The following is a 17762-nucleotide window of genomic DNA, read 5'->3' as shown; positions in this document are numbered from 1 at the left end:
GACCAGAAACGACAAACCCCGGATTTCTCCGGGGTTTGTCTGGTGCGGCTTTCGTAGATCACTGTGGGAGCGAGCTTGCTCGCGATAGCGGTGTATCAGTCGACATCAATGTCGGCTTTAGTCGGTCATCGCGAGCAAGCTCGCTCCCACAGGTTTTGTATCAGTTGCTGGAGGTTTCACCCGCCGGCAGCTTTTCCTTGCTACGCCAGTGCGGCAGGGAGTTCCAGTAACGCTGGCCCTTGGCGTCGTCGTACATGCCTTCCCAACGAGCGATAACCAGAACAGCCAGGGCGTTGCCGATCACGTTCAGTGCGGTACGGGCCATGTCCATGACGCGGTCGACACCGGCGATGAACGCCAGGCCTTCCAGTGGAATACCGACGCTGCCGAGGGTGGCCAGCAGGACCACGAAGGACACGCCCGGTACGCCGGCGATGCCTTTGGAGGTGACCATCAACGTCAGGACCAGCAGCAGTTGCTGGCTGATCGACAGGTCGATGCCATAGAGCTGGGCAATGAAGATCGCCGCAATGCTTTGGTACAGGGTCGAGCCGTCGAGGTTGAACGAGTAACCGGTCGGTACCACGAAGCTGCAAATGGCTTTCGGCGCGCCGTAGGCTTCCATCTTCTCGATCACGCGCGGCAGCACGGTTTCGGAGCTGGCGGTGGAGTAGGCCAGTACCAGCTCATCCTTGAAGATGCGCATCAGCTTGATCACCGAGAAGCCGAACAGGCGAGCGATCAGGCCCAGGATCACGAACGCGAAGAAGGCGATGGCGACGTAAACCAGGATCACCAGCTTGGCCAGCGGTATCAACGACGCGAAGCCGAAGTTGGCCACAGTCACCGCGATCAGTGCGAACACGCCGATCGGGGCGTAGTTCATGATCATGTGAGTGACCTTGAACATGCTTTCCGACACGCCCTGGAACATCTTCACCAGCGGCTCGCGCAGGTCCGCCTGCAAGCTCGACAGCCCGAGACCAAACAATACGGAGAAGAAGATGATCGGCAGCATTTCGCCGCGAACCATGGCCGCGAAGATGTTCGACGGGATCAGGTTGAGGATGGTTTCGATGAACGCGTGTTCATGCTGGACCTCGGCGGCAGTCGCCTGGTACTTGGAAATGTCCACGGTGCCCAGGGTGCTCATATCGATGCCGGCACCCGGATGGAACAGGTTGGCCAGCAGCAGACCGACCACGATGGCGATGGTAGTGACGATTTCGAAGTAGACGATGGTCTTGAAGCCGATGCGCCCCAGCTTCTTGGCGTCACCGACGCCGGCAATGCCGACGATCAAAGAGGAGATGACGATCGGGATCACGATCATCTTGATCAGACGGATAAAGATATCGCCTGCTGGTTGCAGGACGTTGCTGATCCACCAGGCTTTTTCGGCACTGAAATGGTTGAGCAGCGCACCGATTGCTATCCCCAATACCAGACCGATGAGGATCTGCCAGGCGAGGCTAAGCTTTGCCTTCTTCATATCTTTACCCTTACTTGCGTTTGACTCAGGGAGATGCGCGAACTGGAACGCTCATGGCGAAAAAGTCTAGTGCATCTACCCCCCGTATAAGGTGCCCCGGAACGCGTGTTTGCGGCTCTCTGGCAGGCGAAAAAAGGCGCAACTATTCCGATGCAAGGAAGCGCCGTCTAATGCCGTAAACGCCTACCCTATGCCGAATCGGCATGAAGTTTTTTTGCTGAATGCGGCGTCGCAATCGGTTCGATTGCGACATTTCGGCAGGCATAAGTGCCGTGAACCGGTCATCACAGAGCAGATTGAATGTTTTTTGAGCAGTGGCCGAGCGTTGATTTTTCAACAAAATCCCGTAGGACAAAGCGAAAAATCGCGACCAAAAAAAAGGGATTTTTCTCGATATACGGTCGCCTGTGAAACACCGGGAAAAGTAATTTCCGACGTAACAGGGACAGGGAGCCGATAACAGTGATGAAATCGAGACGAGCGCTCTATTTCAATGTGTTGCTTGATCCAGCCCTGCGCAAGCTCGTCGAGCCATGGTGGTCCGGCGAACTTGCGCAGCAGCTTTTCCTGACCCGGCCCTTACGCAGGTACTCCCTGTACCCGTAGGTCACTCCGCCCCTGAAGCAGGCAGAACATCCCGACCCCTTGGTCATGCGCCCACCTTCCTCAGGTGACGCAGATAGAAAGAGGCGCTGTGACCTCCTTCGTGTACAAATTCTGTTCTACCGACAAGCCCTGCATGAGGGCCTCAGGCATGCCGCAGAAGCCTCAGCCCGCATGCCATGGCACTACCGCCCTGATAGCAGGGCGGCTGCCAGCGTATTGAACAAACCTTTCATGTCAGCCTCGACCGCGACGGCCAAAGAAGAAGGAAGCAATGAACATCACCAGGAACACGACAAACAGAATCTTGGCGATACCCGTGGCGGTGCCCGCGATACCACCGAAGCCCAGTACTGCGGCGATGATGGCAATGATCAGGAATGTGATTGCCCAGCTCAACATGGTGATTCTCCTTACGCTTCTATTTAGAGGTGTTGCGTTTCCCGGCACATCGCTGCGGCGGAATTTTTTACCTAGAACACCCAGCGCTCCTGGTGATGTATCTCACCTGCAGGCCCGGCCTGGTCGACGTCCATCATGCGCATCGGGGGGCTATCGGTCTGAAGGCTGCCAACAGCACTGAAATGGGTTTGGGTCGGATGCTCAATTGACAGTTGTGGCGCTTGCGGCTGCAGACTCTGCTCCCAGCGCAGAAACTGTTGGCCACCGATAAGGGTGAGCAACAACGCCAGAACAGCAAACAGTCCTTGCTGAATATGCAAAGGCGAGAGGTGCAGGTGGGCGACACGTTGACGGTTCATCCTGGAGCTCCTACCACTAGGGTCGGTATTCGATAGCGGGCGTCTGTTTTTGAATGCCCTGGTCAACCAGACAATTGCAGCCCGCATGCCAGCATTGAAATGAATTAATTTCTTTTAATATCAACACTTTAAGACCATCAAAGAAATCACATCGTACGCATCCTGCACGATGCCACTTGTACGGTCGTGCGTATTGCACGATTCGTTTGAAGGAGGATGTAAATTTTTTGAATTGAGAGGAGGACGCAGATGTCAGAAATACACACTGGCCGCTGTCGGAAACCGGACATCTATTAAAAAAGCCGCGACATCAGCTGGCAAACCGATACATCGGATGAAAGCTACCCTGCCATGACAGGAATGGCCCAGAATCAATCATGCAACTTGCCCGATTTCTCCGGGACTAAATCAAGATCATTCATTAAGGAGCGTAGGAAAATGGAATCAGCCACTGAGCACCAAGGCCGCATTCTGCTGGTTGATGATGAATCCGCCATCCTGCGCACTTTCCGTTACTGCCTTGAAGACGAAGGCTACAGCGTGGCCACCGCCACCAGCGCCGCGCAGGCAGAAGCCCTGTTGCAGCGCCAGGTCTTCGACCTGTGCTTCCTCGATTTGCGTCTGGGTGAAGACAACGGCCTGGATGTGCTGGCCCAGATGCGTATCCAGGCGCCCTGGATGCGGGTGGTGATCGTCACTGCGCACTCAGCCGTCGACACCGCGGTGGATGCGATCCAGGCCGGTGCCGCCGACTATCTGGTCAAACCGTGCAGCCCCGATCAATTGCGCTTGGCAACCGCCAAGCAACTGGAATTGCGGCAGCTGTCGGCGCGGCTCGAAGCCCTGGAAGGTGAAGTGCGCAAGCCCAAGGATGGTCTGGACTCCCACAGCCCGGCCATGAAAGTGGTACTCGAAACCGCGCGTCAGGTGGCCACGACCGATGCCAATATCCTGATTCTCGGTGAATCCGGCACCGGCAAGGGTGAGCTGTCCCAAGCCATTCACGGCTGGAGCAAACGCGCGAAGAAATCCTGTGTCACGATCAACTGCCCGTCGCTGACCGCCGAGCTTATGGAAAGCGAGCTCTTCGGCCACAGTCGTGGCGCCTTCACCGGCGCCAGCGAAAGCACCCTGGGTCGAGTCAACCAGGCGGACGGCGGGACGCTGTTTCTCGACGAAATCGGCGATTTTCCCCTGACATTGCAGCCGAAGTTGCTGCGTTTCATTCAGGACAAAGAGTACGAGCGCGTCGGTGATCCGGTGACCCGCCGTGCCGATGTGCGCATCCTTGCAGCCACCAACCTCAACCTCGAGGACATGGTCCGCGATGGGCGTTTCCGTGAAGACCTGCTCTATCGCCTGAATGTCATTACCCTGCACCTGCCACCGCTACGCGAACGCCGTGAAGATATCCTGAACCTGGCCGATCGTTTCCTGGCGCGTTTCGTCAAGGAGTATGCCCGTCCCGCGCGCGCGCTAAGCGACGAGGCCCGGGAAGCCCTGCTGGGCTATCGCTGGCCGGGCAACATCCGTGAGCTGCGCAACGTGATAGAGCGCGCGAGCATCATCTGTCCGCAGGAGCGGGTCGAGATCAGTCATCTGGGCATGGCCGAAACCCCGGTCAACAATGCACCGCGCATCGGCGCAGCGCTGAGCCTGGATGAGCTGGAAAAGGCCCACATCGGCGCGGTCCTCGCCACCGCCGACACGCTGGATCAAGCGGCAAAAACCCTGGGCATCGATGCCTCGACGCTGTACCGCAAACGCAAGCAGTACAACTTGTGAGCAATAGCCGATGAAACTGGCGATGAAATTGCGGACCCGGCTTTTCCTGAGCATCTCCGCACTGATCACTGTCGCCTTGCTCGGTCTCCTGCTCGGGCTGGTCAGCGTGATGCAGATGGCCGGCAGCCAGGAAGCACTGACCCGCAGTAACTTCATCACCCTGGACCTGGGACTCAAGCTGCGCCAGACCCTGGGTGATCAACTGATCATCATGCTCAGCGAGAAGCCTGACTCCGCCGCTTTCGCCGCCTCGAAGCAGCACTACTTCCAATTGCTGGAGGAAGGCATCGCCCAGGAACCCGAGCTAAACGCAAGCGAGTACGGCTTCAGAAAAGCCAAGGCTGACTACGAGCGCTTTATCGAAGCTTATGAGGCGTCCCCGGACCCTTCGACTGTGCTCAGCAGCCATGACAACCTGACGGAAAAATTCAACGCACTGCGCAATGGTCTGATCGCCGAGCACAAGCGCGCCCTGGATAACATCAATGATACCGAGCGCCAGGCCCGGGAGCGGGCACTGCTGATTGCAGGGTTACTTGCCCTGGTGGGGCTGGCGGTGCTGATCATCGGCTTCGTGACCGCGCAGGCCATTGCCCGGCGTTTCGGGGCACCCATCGAAGCCCTGGCCAAGGCGGCGGACAATATCGGCCAGGGCAATTTCGATGTCACCCTGCCGATCTCCTCGGCAGTGGAGCTCAACCAGCTGACCCGGCGTTTCGGGATCATGGCCCAGGCGCTGCGTGAACACCAGGCCACCAACGTCGATGAGTTGCTGGCCGGCCAGCAGCGTTTGCAGGCCGTGCTCGACAGCATCGACGACGGGCTGCTGATGATCGACCGTCAGGGCCATCTGGAACACCTTAACCCTGTGGCCCAGCGTCAGTTGGGCTGGGAGTCCGATCGCCTGGGACAGGGACTGGGCACGGCACTGGAGCGCCCCGAACTCGATGAGCAACTGCAACTGGTGCTGCGCGGCGGCACCCTGGAAAGGGCGCCGGAGGACTTGAGTGTCGAAGTCGACGGCGAGTCGCGACTGCTGACCTTTAGCCTGACCCCGGTCAGCCACACCCAGGGCCATATTCTCGGTGCCGTGATGGTGCTGCATGACGTCACGGAGCAGCGTGCCTTCGAACGGGTACGCAGCGAATTTGTATTGCGCGCCTCCCATGAATTGCGCACACCGGTTACCGGCATGCACATGGCCTTCGGATTGTTCCGCGAGCGCACACACTTTGCCCCGGACTCCCGGGAAGCCGACCTGCTCGATACCGTGAATGAAGAGATGCAGCGACTGATGCAGCTGATCAATGACCTGTTGAATTTCTCCCGTTACCAGAACGGTTTGCAGAAACTCACCCTGGCGCCGTGTTCCATCGAGGCGTTGCTGGAACAGGCTCAGTCACGCTTTGCCACATCGGCCGAAGAGAAGGAAATCAGTCTGCTGGTGGAAGTGCAGGGGCCTTTGCCGCGTTTGCAGGCCGATCAGCCACAACTGGAGCGGGTACTCGATAATTTGATCGACAACGCCTTGCGTCACACCGGGCCCGGCGGGCGGATACGCTTGCACGCCCGGCGCCACGGCGATCGGGTCATCATCAGTGTCGAGGACAACGGCGAAGGCATTGCCTACGGTCAGCAGGGGCGGATCTTCGAGCCGTTCGTGCAGGTCGGACGCAAGAAAGGCGGAGCCGGTCTCGGCCTGGCATTGTGCAAGGAAATCGTGCAATTGCATGGCGGACGGATAGGCGTCTATTCACGGCCGGGGCAGGGCACTCAGTTCTACATGGCGCTGACGGTTTAGATCGTGGTCACGCTTCGTCATCCAGGCGCCGGCCGCCCGCCAGACGTCGCCCCCGGGTGATCAATTCAATGAACTGAACCGCGCTCAGCGCGTGGGCGAACAGCCAACCCTGGCCGAACTTCACGCCTTCACTGCTCAGGAACTCGGCCTGGGCCTCATGTTCGATGCCCTCGGCAATCACCTTCAAATGCAGTGACTGGGCCATGTGAATGATGTGCGGGGCCACACCGCTGCTGGCGGCGTCATGTCCCAACGCATCAATGAACGCCTTGTCGATTTTCAGGCAGTCCACCGGCAGGGTTTGCAAATAGGCGAGGCTGCAGTAGCCAGTGCCAAAATCATCGATCAACACCTGGTGCCCGACATCCCGCAGCGATTGCAGGTTTTCCCGGGCCACCACCACATCGACCAGCCCACGCTCGGTAACCTCGAAGGCGATTTGCCGCGCAGCGACGCGGTGCAGGGTCAGCAGCCTCGCCATCACCTGGCCGATGCGCGGAACCATCACATCACACGCCGCGAGATTGACCGAGATGTACAGTTGCGGGTTGGCACGCAGCAACTGGCCGAGTTGCTCGAGCAAACGTTGCAAGACGAAATCCGTCATCTGGCGAATCTGCCCGGTGTCCTCCGCCATCGGAATGAACAGGTCGGGACTGGTCAGGGTACCGTCCGGCCTGCGCCAGCGCAGCAGCGCTTCAGCCCCGACACAGTTGCGGCTATCGAGGTCGAAGATCGGTTGATACAGCACCTGCAACTCGCCCCGGCGAATCGCCCCGGCCAGTTCGGCATCCAGCGACTGCCGCTGTTGCACCAGCAGGAACACCAGGAACCCGACGCATATACCCAGCGCAAGGCTGGCCGGTAGCAGCCACCACCAGACCGAAGGGATATGCATGCCCGTACGCAGGCTGATCAACACCAATTGATACTCCGGGTTGTCGGTGGGCATGCGGTATATCAGGCGTGTCTGGGTGATCTGCAGCGCATCGCGATTTTTCGGGGGCCAGGCCTCGACCGGTGGCCAGATCTGCGAAGAACCCAACACCGGAATCGCGCGCTTACCATGGTCCAGGACTACCAGCAGGCTGCTGCCCGGCGACAGGTCGACCATATCGGTCAAATGCCCGCGAGAGGTCGCGACCCGGAAATTCCCGCGCCCGAGCATCAGGGCGGCGCGGTTTTCATCGGGTTCGGTGGTGGTATTGAGCCAATAGCTGTAGGTCGGGCCTTTGATGTCTGGCGGTCGAATCAGCGACAGCCCTTCCTGGCGAGGGCGATTGGAGCAGATTCGCGAGGAATCCATGTAGGCGGCTTCGTAGACGAAGCGATAATTGAACGTAACCTGTTGCAAGGTCGCGATCATTTCAGCATCGCAACCACGCAGCGGTTGCGCTTCAAGGTCGTCCAGGCTTTCCCGCAGTTGCCCGAAGAGCTGTTCCAGGCGGGCGAGAAAACGTTCACCCTGAGCATTCATTTCTTCGCTTTCGTTTTGCTCGACCTGATGAATGGCGACGAACAGGCTGCCGGCCATCAATAACGTTGCGCTCAAGACAGCCGACATCAGCCCCAGGAACCAGGGGCGATGGAACCAACTACGGAAGGTCTCTCGAGCAGCAGTCATTGCGTAATATCCGATGGATTACCAATGAGTTATAGCTGCTGATTGGGAAATAGCCCGGACCGCCGGGCGGGCGCCATTATTTTGTCTGATTCAACACCAAAAGCAGCGCGGCTGTTTGCGCATCCGGAGTGCCATCGAAGCGTGCCGGGCGGAAGTGCATCTGGAATGCCGCTATCACATGTCGTGTCGCAACATCGAGCTCGCCGGTTTGTGGCGAGGCATAACCCAGGCGGGCCAATTGCGCCTGAAACCAGCTGATGCTCGGTAACTGATCGGCAAACAGCATTTGCTGGCGCGCGACCGCCTGTTCGTTCGGCCAGATACCCAGACCCTCGGCAGCCAGACGCTTCCAGGGGAACAGCGGCCCTGGGTCCAGTTTGCGCAACGGCGCAATATCGCTATGTCCGATGATGTCGCGAGGCTTGATGCCCTGACGCTTGCTGATGTCCTTGAGCAATACGATCAAGGACTGAACCTGATCTTCGCTGTAGGGGTACCACACGCGCCCGTTTGGAGTGTCCTTGAACCCCGGGTTGACGATTTCGATACCAATGGAACTGGAATTGAGCCAGGTCCGGCCATCCCATTCGCTCTCCCCGGCGTGCCAGGCACGAACATTTTCATCCATCAGCTTGTAGATTGTGGCGCCCTTGTCGTCACCGATCAGGTAATGACTGCTGACTTCGCCGCGGGTCAGCAGTTGCAGCGAACGCTCCATCGAGGCGTTGGTGTAATGCACCACCACGAACTGCACACGACTGTCGTAATTGGCTGAAGGATGACTGGTGTCAAAACGGGGACCGCTGGCGCAGCCAGCCAGCAGAACAAGTGACAGGATCAGAGCAAGATATTTCATGGCGAAAGGCAGTACACACAAGACAATAATGCAACAGTGTAACGTAATGCCTTGCGGGTTGACGGCAATCGCCACGAATTAAACAAATATGGAACAAATAATGCTCAGCCCGGCTCCACGCGGTTGCGTCCGGCATTTTTTGCACGGTACAACGCCTGATCGGCTCTTTTAAGCACTTGATCGCTGTGCTCACCCGGCCTGAACGCCGACATTCCGACAGACACGGTAATGGTCACCGGCTCTCCCTTGAAGTGGAACGGACAGGCCTCGATGGAGGCACGCAGGCTTTCCAGCAACTTCAGTCCCGCCGCCGGCACTGTGGATGGCATCAACAGCACAAACTCCTCGCCGCCGAACCGGGCAATGAAGTCCGTTGCGCGAAGACGCTTGCGCAACACGCTGGCAATGATCTTCAGCACTTTGTCACCGGCCAGATGCCCGTAGTTATCGTTGATGCGCTTGAAATGATCGAGGTCGAGCATGGCCAGTAACAGCGTATTGCCATGTTGCTGCCATTGTTTGACTTCATGCTCCAGGCGCTCGCTCCAGGCCGCGCGGTTGGGCAGGCCGGTCAACGGGTCGACCAATGCCTTCTGCCGTTGCTCTTCAAGATGCTCACGGTAACCCTGGGCCTCCTGCTCCATATGGGCGACGCGCTCGGCCAGGCTGTGCAGGCGCGCAGCGACCTCTTGCTCGCGCTCATCGCGTTGTTTCTGGTGCTGGTCCATGGTGCCCAGCAAGCCTTCGAGATGGTTTTCCAGAACGTGTTTGAGACCTTCCAGGTCCGCGGCTTCCTGCATGCTGCTTTGCAAGCCATCAACCTGTTCGCGGATCTGCGTGTCCATCTGCCGCGCAGCCGAACGGTTGTCGGCGTGCCCTGCGGTGGCGGCCTGCAAGTTGCTCTGGAACGATTCGAGGCGCTCGTTCAATCGTTGCAGGTAGGCTTCGAACTCATGCTGGCCGCTGTCGGTAATGGCCAGCATCAACGTGGCGAAGTCGTCGAGAATCGGTAGTAATTCGTACCAGTTCAACCCGTTTTTCAGACGATCGCGCATGGATTCGGCTTGCGGGCGATGACGCTCGGGCAATGTCAGGTCTTCGAGCAGCCCCAGCAGCGTGTGTTCGATGTGGCTGGCCACCGAGCTGTAGGAGGGCTCTGGGGTATCCGGGAGTGCATAGAACGTGTCGTGACCGGATAGAGACTGATCTGCGGCGACCACCTCCTCTGTCGGAGTCGCAAGCAAGGCCTGGCCATCCGGCGATGCTGGCACGATCAGCTCGTCGGGGTTCACTTGCGACTCAAGAGGTGTTTCGATGGTTTCCGGGGTCGGCTTCTCGGTCGACCCGGTTTCTGCCGCGCCTGCACTGGCGGATTGAGGCTCCGCAGCCGCAGGTGCCAGGGCCACGACTGCCGGAGCAGGGGAGGCCTCGGCTGGCTCGGCCGGCGCGGACGCCTCTTCAACTCGCTCAGCCATGGGCACTTCGCAAATTACCGTCTCAATCGCGTCCGGGGCCGCTGGCGCAGGAGAAGCAGTCGTTGATGCCACCGCTTCTTCCGCTTCACGACCGCCGAACAATCGCTGCAACAAGCCCGGCCGACCAGGTTCCGTCGGGGTCTCCAGCTGGCTCAGGGCCTTGCCTTGCAAGCCACTCAGCTCGCTGAGCAACAAGGGCATCTCACGCGCCTGACTGACCCGCGCATCCAGTTGCCTGGCGAAACTCTTGAGTGGCCGGCTCACATCCCGAGGCAGCGGCAATGTTTGCAGTTGAGTGACCAGTGCAGTCAGGGCGGCACTGGTCTGGTTGATCCGGGTTTCCCGACGCTGCTCGGAGTCGAGCACGGCTTTTTCCAGGCGTGGAATCAGCGCGGCCAGGCCGGCGTCCATGTCGTCGGTACGCACGACCTCGCGCATTTCCTTCATGCATTGGTCAACCGCGCGGTCAGTACCTTCCGCCGCCAGGGTGCTGCGCACAAGTCCACGGCGCAGCAAGTCGAGCCGCGCGTCCCAGCGACGTTCGAGCTTTTCCTGTTGTTCGATGCTTTTGAGGTATTTCTCTTTCCAGCGCTGTGCTTCGTCGCTCATTCATGGGTTCCGCGAGGGGCAGGACTCAACGCGGGCAATGCATCGGCCGTGAGCGAACCCGGCAGACGAATCTCTACCGCGACCGGCAGGTGATCGGAAATGGGCTGTGCCAGCACCTCGACCTTTTCCAGGGTCAGGCTCGGGCTCAGCAGGATATGGTCCAGGCAGCGCTGTGGACGCCAACTGGGGAACGTTGCTTCCATTTGCGGCGCGAGCAGGCCGAGATCGCGCAACGCGGAATTTTGCAGCAAGTCACTGGCATGGGTGTTCATGTCGCCCATCAGCACCTGGTGTTTGTAGTCGCCAATCAGATCGCGGATATAGGCCAGTTGCAGGCTGCGCGCCCGGGCACCCAGCGCCAGGTGCATCATGACGACTACCAATGCTTCCGGGCCTTCGCCGAAGCGCACCAGGATGGCTCCGCGCCCCTTTGGGCCCGGCAACGGATGATCTTCAATGGCCCACGGGCGCAATCGACTGAGCACGCCATTGCTGTGCTGGGCCAGGCGACCGAGATTGCGATTGAGTTGTTGATACCAGTAGGGGAAGGCGCCGAGCTGGGCCAGATGCTCAACCTGATTGACGTAGCCTGAACGCAGGCTGCCACCATCGGCCTCCTGCAAGGCGACCAGATCGAAGTCGCCCAGCAGATTGCCGATTTTCTGCAGATTGTCGGCACGCCCGGTGTGCGGCAGCAGATGCTGCCAGCCCCGGGTCAGGTAATGCCGGTAACGCTCGGTGCTGATGCCGACCTGGATATTGAAACTGAGCAAGCGCAGACGACTGTCTGCGGGCAAGCCCGTGGATTCCAGATGATGCTCGTTGACCCGCGGATGATGCAGGCCAACGATGCGTTCAGTACCCCATCGGCGCATGGCAGTGACTGCCCTTAGTTGGCGGCAGCCTTGTTAGCCGCTCGCTCTTTGTCGATCAGTTTGTCGGCCAGTTGCAGGGCCTGTTCGGCACCGCCGGCGGAGCCTACGTCAAAGCGGTATTTGCCATTCACAATCAGGGTTGGAACGCCGGAGATCTCATATTTTTTGGCCAGTTCACGGGCCTGAACTACCTGTCCCTTGATCGCAAAGGAGTCGAAAGTGGCCAGGAATTTTTCCTTGTCTACGCCCTGGGTAGCCAGGAATTCGGCCATATCATTCTTATCGGTCAGCTTCATTTTCTTGTTCTGGATCGCGTCGAACACCGCGGCATGAACCTTATGCTCAACACCCATGGATTCAAGAGTCAGGAACATTTGACCATGAGCGTCCCAAGGACCGCCGAACATCGCTGGAATACGCTTGAAGTTCACATCCGATGGCAGTTTTTCGGCCCAGGGATTGATTGTCGGCTCAAAGTGATAACAGTGCGGGCAGCCATACCAGAACAGCTCCACCACTTCGATCTTGCCAGGCACGGCGACCGGAACCGGATTGCTCAGTTCGACATAAGGTGCGGCGGGGGCTTCAGCAGCCTGGGCAGTCATGCCGAACAGGCTGGCAGCGGCAAAAACGGCGCTGATGATCAGATTACGCATGCTTCACTCCTGGACAAGTTTTTCGCCTCGCGCAACGTGTTTTCAGACAGGTCCTGGCGGGCTTGAGTTCTGTAGTGTAACGGCAGCGGCCACAAAAAAGGGCGGCCAAGGCCACCCTTTTTATACTCGTTGCAACGGATTAATCGAGCGTTAACGTTGCAGGCGATATTTACCCCGTTCAACGCCCGATCCGCCGGCCTTAGTGCAGGCCCTGGATGTAGCTGGACACCGCGGCGATGTCTTCGTCGCTCAGCCGCTTGGCGATGGTCTGCATGGTCTTGGCATCGCCATCGTTGGTGCGGCCGCCTTCTTCCTTGCGGAAATCGGTCAGTTGCTTGGCGATGTATTGAGCGTGCTGGCCACCCAGGTGCGGGAAGCCGGCGGCTGCGTTGCCGGCGCCATTTGGCGAGTGGCAGCCGGTGCAGGATGGCAGGCCCTTGGCCAGGTCACCGCCACGGAACAGGGCTTCACCGCGAGCGACGACTTTAGGATCGGCGGCACCAACGCTGCCTTTCTGGCTGGCGAAGTAGGCGGCGATGTCCGCCAGGTCCTGATCGCTCAGGTTGGTCAGCAGGCCGGTCATTTCCAGAACAGTGCGCTTGCCCGACTTGATGTCGTGCAATTGCTTGGTCAGGTAGCGTTCACCCTGACCCGCCAGTTTGGGAAAGTTTGGCGCCATGCTGTTGCCATCCGGACCGTGGCAGGCGCCACAGACGGCGGCTTTGGCCTGGCCAGCTTTAGCATCACCCGGTTGTACTGCCTCACCTGCAGCATGGGCTATGCCGGAGATGCCCACGGTCAACAGCAGACTCACGATCAATTTCTTCATCAGCTAATCCAACTACGGCTAAGGGTTAAGAGTTATGGACCGGGCTTACTCGCTCATCCAAAGGATGATGGCTTGGTAATCCTCGGCACTGCAGTCCATGCACAAACCACGCGGCGGCATCGCCTTGAAACCCTGGGTCACGTGTTGCACCAGCGTCTCCATACCTTTCGCCAACCTCGGCGTCCAAGCATCCTGATCGCCTTTTTTCGGCGCCATGGGTAGTTGGCCGGAATGACAGGCACCACAAACACGGTTGTACACAGCTTCCGGATCCTGTGTAGCCTGAGCGCTGTAAAGCGGCATCAAGACACCGGCAGCTAGCAGCCATTTCGTCATAAAACGACCTTTTCAGGGTTGAGAGCGAGCTGCGTTCTAGTGCGCAATCAAGGTCTGTCGCTCTCGTGAACTTCATCCTACGCTGGGACAAAGCGCACACAAAATCTGCGGCATTATATACTGGCGTCACTGAAACGGAAGCGACACTGCTTGCCGCACCCATTCCTGGCGCCGCCCACATCGGAAATCCCATGCAACTCAAGAATCCCATCCTCGGTCTGTGCCAACAGTCCACCTTCATGCTCAGCGCCGCCAAAGTCGACCAATGTCCGGATGACGAGGGCTTCGAAGTCGCCTTCGCCGGGCGTTCCAACGCCGGCAAGTCGAGTGCCTTGAACACCCTGACCCACGCCAGCCTGGCGCGCACCTCGAAAACCCCGGGGCGCACGCAACTGTTGAATTTCTTCAAGCTAGACGATGAACGCCGTCTGGTCGACCTGCCGGGCTACGGTTATGCAAAAGTACCGATCCCGCTCAAGCAACACTGGCAGCGTCACCTGGAAGCGTACCTGGGTGGTCGCGAGAGTTTGAAAGGCCTGATCCTGATGATGGACATCCGCCATCCGATGACCGATTTCGACCTGCTTATGCTCGATTGGGCCGTGGCTGCCGGCATGCCGATGCACATTCTGCTGACCAAAGCGGACAAGCTGACCTATGGCGCGGCCAAGAACACGCTGCTCAAGGTTCAGGCGGAAATCCGCAAGGGCTGGGGCGATCTGGTGACGATTCAGCTGTTCTCGGCCCCGAAACGCATGGGCCTGGAAGAAGCCTATACCGTACTGGCAGGCTGGATGGAGCTGGCGGACAAGGGCGCCGAGGTAGAAGCCCAGTAAGGCAGCGAAAGCTGTCTGGGCACTCCAGACAGCTTTCTGCAGGCAAAAAAACCCCGGGCTTCATATGGGGAGGGAGAAGTTCCGGGGTTCAAGCTCTAGACCGCTAGGGCGGGGTCCAGATATCTGCCAACACTTAACACAACATAGGAGCATCGAAGGGCTTCACCAGCCATTCAGTACCTCTGAGTGGTGCTTCGCAAGATTAGTTCAGATTTTTTTCAAATAGCTTTGAAATAACGCCGATAGCCTTGCGGACTAAGCTGTTTGCACCCTTCTGCCGCGGCACCATGCCGCAGCAAGAACACGACATTTTCTGTAGGAGCGAGCTTGCTCGCGATGGAATTTCAGTCGAACACGATGTGCCTGACACTCCATCGCGAGCGAGCTCGCTCCTACAGGAAGGCTCAGTGAGCCTCATCCCAGTTATTTCCAACACCCACTTCGACCAGCAACGGCACGTCCAGTTTCGCGGCTTCGCTCATGTGTACGCGAATTTCATCGCGAACCTTGTCGACCAGGTCTTCACGCACCTCCAGCACCAGTTCATCGTGCACCTGCAAAATGACTTTGGCGTCGAGGCCGGACGCGGTCAGCCAGTTATCCACAGCGACCATGGCTTTCTTGATGATGTCCGCAGCGGTGCCTTGCATCGGTGCGTTGATTGCCGTGCGTTCGGCGGCGGCGCGTTCTTGCGGCTTGTTGGAGTTGATGTCCGGCAGATACAGGCGACGCCCGAAGAACGTCTCGACATAACCTTGCTCGGCGGCCTGGGCACGCGTGCGGTCCATGTACTGGCGTACGCCGGGGTATCGGGCGAAGTAGGTATCGATGTAAGCCTTGGCGGTCTTGGTGTCGACGCCAATGTCCTTGCCGAGCTTCTGCGCCCCCATGCCGTAGATCAGGCCGAAGTTGATCGCCTTGGCGCTGCGGCGCTGGTCGGAGGTCACGTCGGCCAGTTCGACCTTGAACACTTCGGCGGCGGTCGCGGTGTGCACGTCCAGATTGTGGCGGAAGGCGTTCATCAGCCCTTCATCCCGTGACAGGTGCGCCATGATCCGCAACTCGATCTGCGAGTAGTCCGCCGCCAGCAGCTTGTAACCGGCCGGGGCCACGAAGGCCTGGCGGATACGACGCCCTTCGGCGGTACGCACCGGGATGTTCTGCAGGTTCGGATCGCTGGAGGACAGGCGCCCGGTGGAGGCGACAGCCTGGTGGTAAGACGTATGGATCCGCCCGGTGCGCGGGTTGATCTGTTCCGGCAAACGATCGGTGTAAGTGCTTTTCAGCTTGCTCATGGAGCGATATTCCATGAGCACTTTCGGCAATCGGTAGTCGTCTTCCGCCAGCTTGGCCAGCACCTCTTCGGCCGTGGACGGCTGGCCCTTGGCAGTCTTTTTCAGCACTGGCAGGCCGAGTTTCTCGTAGAGGATCACGCCGAGCTGCTTGGGCGAACCGAGGTTGAATTCCTCGCCAGCAATCTCGAAGGCTTCGCGCTCAAGTGCGACCATCTTGTCGCCCAGCTCGATGCTTTGCACGCCCAGCAGAGCGGCGTCGACGAATGCGCCCTGGCGCTCGATGCGCGCCAGCACCGGCACCAGCGGGATTTCGATGTCGGTCAGCACACTGGCCAGGCTCGGAATGGCCGAGAGCTTTTCGAACAGGGCCTGGTGCAGTCGCAGGGTGATGTCCGCATCTTCGGCGGCGTAAGGCCCGGCCTGCTCAAGGGCGATCTGATCGAACGTCAGCTGTTTCACGCCTTTGCCGGCGATGTCCTGGAAGCTCACCGTGGTGTGGTCCAGATACTTCTGAGCCAGGCTGTCCATGTCATGGCGCGTGGCCGTGGAGTTGAGCACGTAGGACTCGAGCATGGTATCGAAGGCGATGCCGCGCACGGTGATGCCGTTGTCCTGTACGCCACCGATTGCGCAGTTGGCCAGGATGTTCATGTCGAACTTGGCGTGCTGGCCGACCTTGAGCTTGTTCGGGTCTTCCAGAATCGGCTTTAGCGCGCGCAGGACCGTGTCGCGATCCAGCTGCTGCGGCACGCCGATGTAGGAATGGGTCAACGGGATGTAGGCCGCTTCGTTAGCCTGAACCGCGAATGACAGCCCCACCAATTGCGCCTGCTGCGCGTCGATGCCGGTGGTTTCGGTGTCGAAGGCAAACAGCTTGGCGTTGTTCAGCTTTTCCAGCCAGGCATCGAAACGCGCCTGATCGAGGATGGTTTCGTAGGCGGCTTCAGCAGCGGCGGCCGGTGCTTCGGCCTCTGGTTCGCTGAACAGATCGTTGGCCGGTGCAGGCTCGGCGGCAGCGCTCAGTTCCAGGCGTTTGGCGTCGCGATCAAGGTCGTTCAGCCAGCTCTTGAACTCCAGCAGGCTGTACAACTCGTAGAGTTTCGCCGGATCTTCCGCGCCCATTTGCAGGTCGTCGAGGCCAATGTCCAGCGGTACGTCGACCTTGATGGTCGCCAACTGATAGGAAAGGAAGGCCATTTCCTTGTGCTCTTCGAGCTTGGCCGGCAGGGTCTTGGCACCGCGAATCGGCAGGGTTGGCACGATGTCGAGCTGCGCATAGAGCTCGGTCAGACCGCCGTTCACACCGACCAGCAGGCCTGAAGCCGTCTTCGGGCCAATCCCCGGAACGCCCGGAATGTTGTCGGAAGAATCGCCCATGAGCGCCAGATAATCGATGATCTGCTCCGGAGCGACGCCGAATTTCTCCTTCACGCCCTCCACGTCCATGCTGCTACCGGTCATGGTGTTGACCAAGGTAATGTGACCATCGACCAGTTGCGCCATATCCTTGTCGCCCGTGGAGATGATTACCGGACGATCCGCCGCCGCACTGCTGCGGGCCAGGGTGCCGATCACGTCATCGGCCTCTACGCCTTCGACGCACAGCAGCGGGAAGCCCAGGGCGATCACGCTCTGGTGCAGCGGCTCGATCTGCACGCGCATGTCGTCAGGCATACTCGGACGGTTGGCCTTGTATTCGGCGTACATGTCATCGCGAAAAGTCCCACCCTTGGCGTCGAACACCACGGCAAACGGACTATTCGGATATTGCTTGCGCAGGCTCTTGAGCATGTTCAACACGCCCTTGACCGCGCCGGTCGGCAGGCCTTTGGACGTGGTCAGCGGTGGCAGCGCGTGAAAGGCGCGGTACAGGTAAGAAGAACCGTCCACCAGGACGAGGGGGGCTTGGCTCATGAGCAGGATCAACCT

Annotated in this window: 14 protein-coding genes; 3 read left to right on the top strand and 11 right to left on the bottom strand. The window is 59.2% G+C overall.

What is annotated here, in order from left to right:
• Positions 1-160: 160 nt before the first annotated feature.
• The 3 genes from gltP to PPUTUW4_RS00405 form a co-directional block, all read right to left on the bottom strand.
• Positions 161-1492 carry a glutamate/aspartate:proton symporter GltP gene (gene gltP / locus PPUTUW4_RS00415; protein ID WP_015092920.1) on the bottom strand — a complete coding sequence of 444 codons (1332 nt, stop codon included), beginning with the start codon at positions 1490-1492 and terminating at the stop codon, positions 161-163.
• 840 nt (positions 1493-2332) lie between these two features.
• Positions 2333-2497, bottom strand: coding sequence for a DUF1328 domain-containing protein (locus tag PPUTUW4_RS27675; protein ID WP_003177151.1), 165 nt, complete (start codon positions 2495-2497; stop codon positions 2333-2335).
• 71 nt (positions 2498-2568) lie between these two features.
• A complete protein-coding gene (locus PPUTUW4_RS00405) occupies positions 2569-2856 on the bottom strand; it encodes a hypothetical protein (protein WP_015092919.1) in 288 nt (95 codons plus the stop codon).
• 438 nt (positions 2857-3294) lie between these two features.
• Here PPUTUW4_RS00405 and algB point away from each other — a divergent pair, with 438 nt between their 5' ends.
• Both algB and PPUTUW4_RS00395 read left to right on the top strand, forming a co-directional pair.
• On the top strand, positions 3295-4641 hold the full coding sequence (gene algB, locus PPUTUW4_RS00400; RefSeq protein WP_015092918.1) for a sigma-54-dependent response regulator transcription factor AlgB: 1347 nt from the start codon (positions 3295-3297) through the stop codon (positions 4639-4641).
• 10 nt (positions 4642-4651) lie between these two features.
• A complete protein-coding gene (locus PPUTUW4_RS00395) occupies positions 4652-6442 on the top strand; it encodes an ATP-binding protein (protein WP_015092917.1) in 1791 nt (596 codons plus the stop codon).
• 7 nt (positions 6443-6449) lie between these two features.
• Here PPUTUW4_RS00395 and PPUTUW4_RS00390 read toward each other — a convergent pair whose 3' ends face one another.
• The 7 genes from PPUTUW4_RS00390 to PPUTUW4_RS00360 all read right to left on the bottom strand — a co-directional run bounded on the left by PPUTUW4_RS00390 (position 6450) and on the right by PPUTUW4_RS00360 (position 13702).
• Positions 6450-8066: an EAL domain-containing protein gene (locus PPUTUW4_RS00390; RefSeq protein WP_015092916.1), complete on the bottom strand. Its 1617-nt coding sequence runs from the start codon at positions 8064-8066 to the stop codon at positions 6450-6452.
• A gap of 76 nt (positions 8067-8142) precedes the next feature.
• Positions 8143-8922: an N-acetylmuramoyl-L-alanine amidase gene (locus tag PPUTUW4_RS00385; RefSeq protein ID WP_015092915.1), complete on the bottom strand. Its 780-nt coding sequence runs from the start codon at positions 8920-8922 to the stop codon at positions 8143-8145.
• A 104-nt stretch (positions 8923-9026) separates the two neighbouring features.
• Positions 9027-11006, bottom strand: a complete 1980-nt coding sequence (locus tag PPUTUW4_RS00380; RefSeq protein WP_015092914.1) for a GGDEF domain-containing protein — start codon at positions 11004-11006, stop codon at positions 9027-9029.
• Positions 11003-11881: an endonuclease/exonuclease/phosphatase family protein gene (locus PPUTUW4_RS00375; RefSeq protein WP_015092913.1), complete on the bottom strand. Its 879-nt coding sequence runs from the start codon at positions 11879-11881 to the stop codon at positions 11003-11005. Before PPUTUW4_RS00375 ends, PPUTUW4_RS00380 begins: the two co-directional genes overlap by 4 nt.
• Before the next feature lie 14 nt (positions 11882-11895).
• On the bottom strand, positions 11896-12537 hold the full coding sequence (dsbA, locus tag PPUTUW4_RS00370; protein ID WP_015092912.1) for a thiol:disulfide interchange protein DsbA: 642 nt from the start codon (positions 12535-12537) through the stop codon (positions 11896-11898).
• A 199-nt stretch (positions 12538-12736) separates the two neighbouring features.
• On the bottom strand, positions 12737-13366 hold the full coding sequence (locus PPUTUW4_RS00365; protein ID WP_015092911.1) for a c-type cytochrome: 630 nt from the start codon (positions 13364-13366) through the stop codon (positions 12737-12739).
• Between the two features lie 45 nt (positions 13367-13411).
• Positions 13412-13702, bottom strand: a complete 291-nt coding sequence (locus PPUTUW4_RS00360; RefSeq protein WP_015092910.1) for a c-type cytochrome — start codon at positions 13700-13702, stop codon at positions 13412-13414.
• 191 nt (positions 13703-13893) lie between these two features.
• Here PPUTUW4_RS00360 and yihA point away from each other — a divergent pair, with 191 nt between their 5' ends.
• Positions 13894-14538, top strand: a complete 645-nt coding sequence (gene yihA, locus PPUTUW4_RS00355; protein ID WP_008018454.1) for a ribosome biogenesis GTP-binding protein YihA/YsxC — start codon at positions 13894-13896, stop codon at positions 14536-14538.
• Positions 14539-14942: 404 nt separating this feature from the next.
• On the opposite strand, the gene polA is transcribed toward yihA, so the two are convergent.
• Complete coding sequence (gene polA, locus PPUTUW4_RS00350) at positions 14943-17747, bottom strand: DNA polymerase I (RefSeq protein WP_015092909.1); 2805 nt, start codon at positions 17745-17747, stop codon at positions 14943-14945.
• Between the last annotated feature and the right edge of the window lie 15 nt (positions 17748-17762).

Source organism: Pseudomonas sp. UW4, assembly GCF_000316175.1.
In the GTDB taxonomy this organism is placed as follows: domain Bacteria; phylum Pseudomonadota; class Gammaproteobacteria; order Pseudomonadales; family Pseudomonadaceae; genus Aquipseudomonas; species Aquipseudomonas laurylsulfatiphila.
This window is presented reverse-complemented; position numbering and strand designations above follow the sequence as displayed.